The organism is Zhongshania sp., assembly GCF_041623545.1.
In the GTDB taxonomy this organism is placed as follows: domain Bacteria; phylum Pseudomonadota; class Gammaproteobacteria; order Pseudomonadales; family Spongiibacteraceae; genus Spongiibacter.
In genome coordinates this window covers 1-2281 of record NZ_JBFJWS010000409.1, presented here as the reverse complement: position 1 = coordinate 2281, position 2281 = coordinate 1, and the positions used below count along the sequence as shown (strand labels likewise).

The window sequence follows — 2281 nt, the reverse complement described above, 5'->3', positions numbered from 1 at the left end:
TCAAAAAACAGCGTGGATACTGGAAGAAATCGGCAAGGAAATGCCGATTACGATTGGTGTCGTTGTTGACCTGGATAGCGCCGACGGTAAGAGTTTGGCGGTGTCGCGGGTCGATATTCTCGCTTTTCGCGAAAGTCGCGGTTGGGAAGTCCGCCACGACTTTTTTACGGAGCAGTTTAAGGGGGCGGTGCTGGTTCGGGACGACATATTGAGTCAGCATATCGACGGAATTACTGGGGCAACTTTGTCGGTACGGGCAGTAAAACAAGTCGCGCGTATTGCATTACTCCTTGCGGATGAGGTACAACCTTCGGCTGACTCTAGCACCGCGGAATAAGCAGTGAGCCCCTATCGTATTTTTAGAATGTTGTTGTTGCGCTGGCATCGCCGTATTGGCGTGGTGGCCGCAATCTTTGTTGTTGTCTTGGTCGTTACCGGTATAGCCATTAATCACAGTGATGATTGGGGTTTAGACAAAAAGCCCCTGAAACAAGCCTGGTTATTGAAACATTACGGCATTCCCACACCGATATTACGTAGCTTTCCCTTGAATAAGTCACTTGCTAGTGGTGCTTGGCTGAGTCAGTTCGGCGACGGTCTGTATTTAGCTGAAAAGCAGATTGGTAGTTGTAATGGCCCACTGCTTGGTGCAGCCGTGTTGCCAGACACGATTGCGGTTCTATGTGCTGGGCGTCTGCAGCTGTTTACCCTAGCCGGTGAGAAATTAGACGATATTAGTGAGTCGCTAGGGTTGCCGCGCGGGGTTGAGGCGTTGAGCCTTTATCAGGAAGCGGTATTGCTGCGTACGGCTGGTGGGGTAATCGCTTTTGATTCGCGTAGTTTAATGTTCTCCGTAATGAATATCGAAAACGTCATCTGGGCTGAACCAGACTTGGCGCCACCCGCGCTGCAGCGCAGCCTCCTTGAACAATATCGCGGCAGTGGTTTGAGCTGGGAGCGCTTACTGCTGGATTTACACAGCGGACGTTTGTTCGGCTCGGTCGGTGTATTCATTATGGACTTGGCGGCAATCGCGCTGCTTCTTATCGCGCTAAGCGGCGTTTGGGTGTGGGTGAGCAAGCCTGGGCGCTGGAAGCGGCCCTCATAACGGCAAACTAAGCCCATTGGCCCGCGCTACGCGGTCAGCGACGCTCGCGGTCAATGGTGATTTTCTCGCTTCGTGCTACGGTCTAGCTTGATATCACTCGGAGTGACCGTAATGAACACAACCCTAAAAATGTGGCGCAAGCTTTCGCCCTATCCCGCCGGTAAATGGACGTTCTCCAAAGCGGTTTGCGTAAAAGCACCGTATTTTTCAACGATCAAACCCTGTTTCGAAGAGTTAGACGTTGGTCATGCGGTGGTGCGTATTAAGGAGCATCGGGCTATTCATAATCACATTGGCAGTGTGCATGCGATCGCCATGTGTAACCTGGCTGAGATTTGCGCGGGGGTGGTGAGCATGGTGTCGCTACCTGAAGGTATGCGCTGGATACCCGCTGGCATGACGGTACGCTATTTAGGGCGGGCGAAAGGGGTGTTACGAGGCCACGCCACTATGCGTGAAATCGTGCCCGGTGAAAAAGGCTCGGTGCCGGTTATTGTGGAAGTGAAGAACGAAGCGGGTGAAGTGGTGTTTGACGCGGAGATTGCGATTCATGTGTCGCCGGCGAAGACGGCCTAATGCTTGACGGGAGATGGGAGACGCTTTGTGATCGTCGGACGTCAGGCGTCTGACGTCCGACGGTGAGCGCTTTTAGCTCACCCCAGCCATCATCGATTGCTGGTAATTCTGAATACCCACTTTCTCAATTAGGCCTAGCTGGGTTTCTAGCCAGTCGACGTGCTCTTCCTCTGACTCCAAAATCTCTTCAAATAATTCACGGCTGATATAGTCGTTAACTGACTCGCAGTATTTGATGCCGTCTTTTAAATCTGGAATGGCCTTGAGTTCGAGGGCTAAATCGCATTCCAGCATTTCTTTGGTGTTTTCGCCAATCATCAATTTGCCGAGGTCTTGCATATTCGGCAGACCTTCGAGAAACAATATTCGCTCAACCAGCTTGTCGGCGTGTTTCATTTCATCGATGGATTCGTGATATTCGTGGTCAGCCAGCTGCTTTAGTCCCCAGTCTTTGTACATACGCGAGTGCAAAAAGTACTGGTTTATTGCGATGAGTTCGTTGCCGAGGGCTTTGTTGAGGAAGGCAATGACTTTGCTGTCACCTTTCATGGGTTTAATCCTTTACATGGTGGGTGGTTTTGCTAAGTGTGGACTGGG

Annotated in this window: 4 protein-coding genes; 3 read left to right on the top strand and 1 reads right to left on the bottom strand. The window is 51.4% G+C overall.

Annotated elements, in window-relative coordinates; translation table 11 throughout:
- The 3 genes from ABYT30_RS18610 to ABYT30_RS18600 all read left to right on the top strand — a co-directional run.
- Positions 1 to 337 (top strand): FMN-binding protein (locus ABYT30_RS18610; RefSeq protein WP_373098012.1); only part of this gene is annotated, 337 nt, incomplete at its 5' end.
- Positions 338 to 340: 3 nt separating this feature from the next.
- Positions 341 to 1108 carry a PepSY domain-containing protein gene (locus tag ABYT30_RS18605; protein WP_373098011.1) on the top strand — a complete coding sequence of 256 codons (768 nt, stop codon included), beginning with the start codon at positions 341 to 343 and terminating at the stop codon, positions 1106 to 1108.
- 111 nt (positions 1109 to 1219) lie between these two features.
- Entirely contained in the window at positions 1220 to 1684 is a 465-nt protein-coding gene (locus ABYT30_RS18600) for a hotdog fold domain-containing protein (RefSeq protein ID WP_373082381.1), read from the top strand.
- A gap of 72 nt (positions 1685 to 1756) precedes the next feature.
- Here ABYT30_RS18600 and bfr read toward each other — a convergent pair whose 3' ends face one another.
- Positions 1757 to 2233 (bottom strand): bacterioferritin, encoded by a 477-nt coding sequence (gene bfr, locus ABYT30_RS18595; RefSeq protein ID WP_373082378.1) that lies wholly within the window; start codon positions 2231 to 2233, stop codon positions 1757 to 1759.
- Positions 2234 to 2281 lie beyond the last annotated feature (48 nt).

Excerpts from the sequence above, each read along its gene's own strand:
- ABYT30_RS18600 (WP_373082381.1), top strand. The coding sequence starts at position 1,220 with ATGAACACAACCCTAAAAATGTGGCGCAAGCTTTCGCCCTATCCCGCC.
- bfr (WP_373082378.1), bottom strand. The coding sequence starts at position 2,233 with ATGAAAGGTGACAGCAAAGTCATTGCCTTCCTCAACAAAGCCCTCGGC.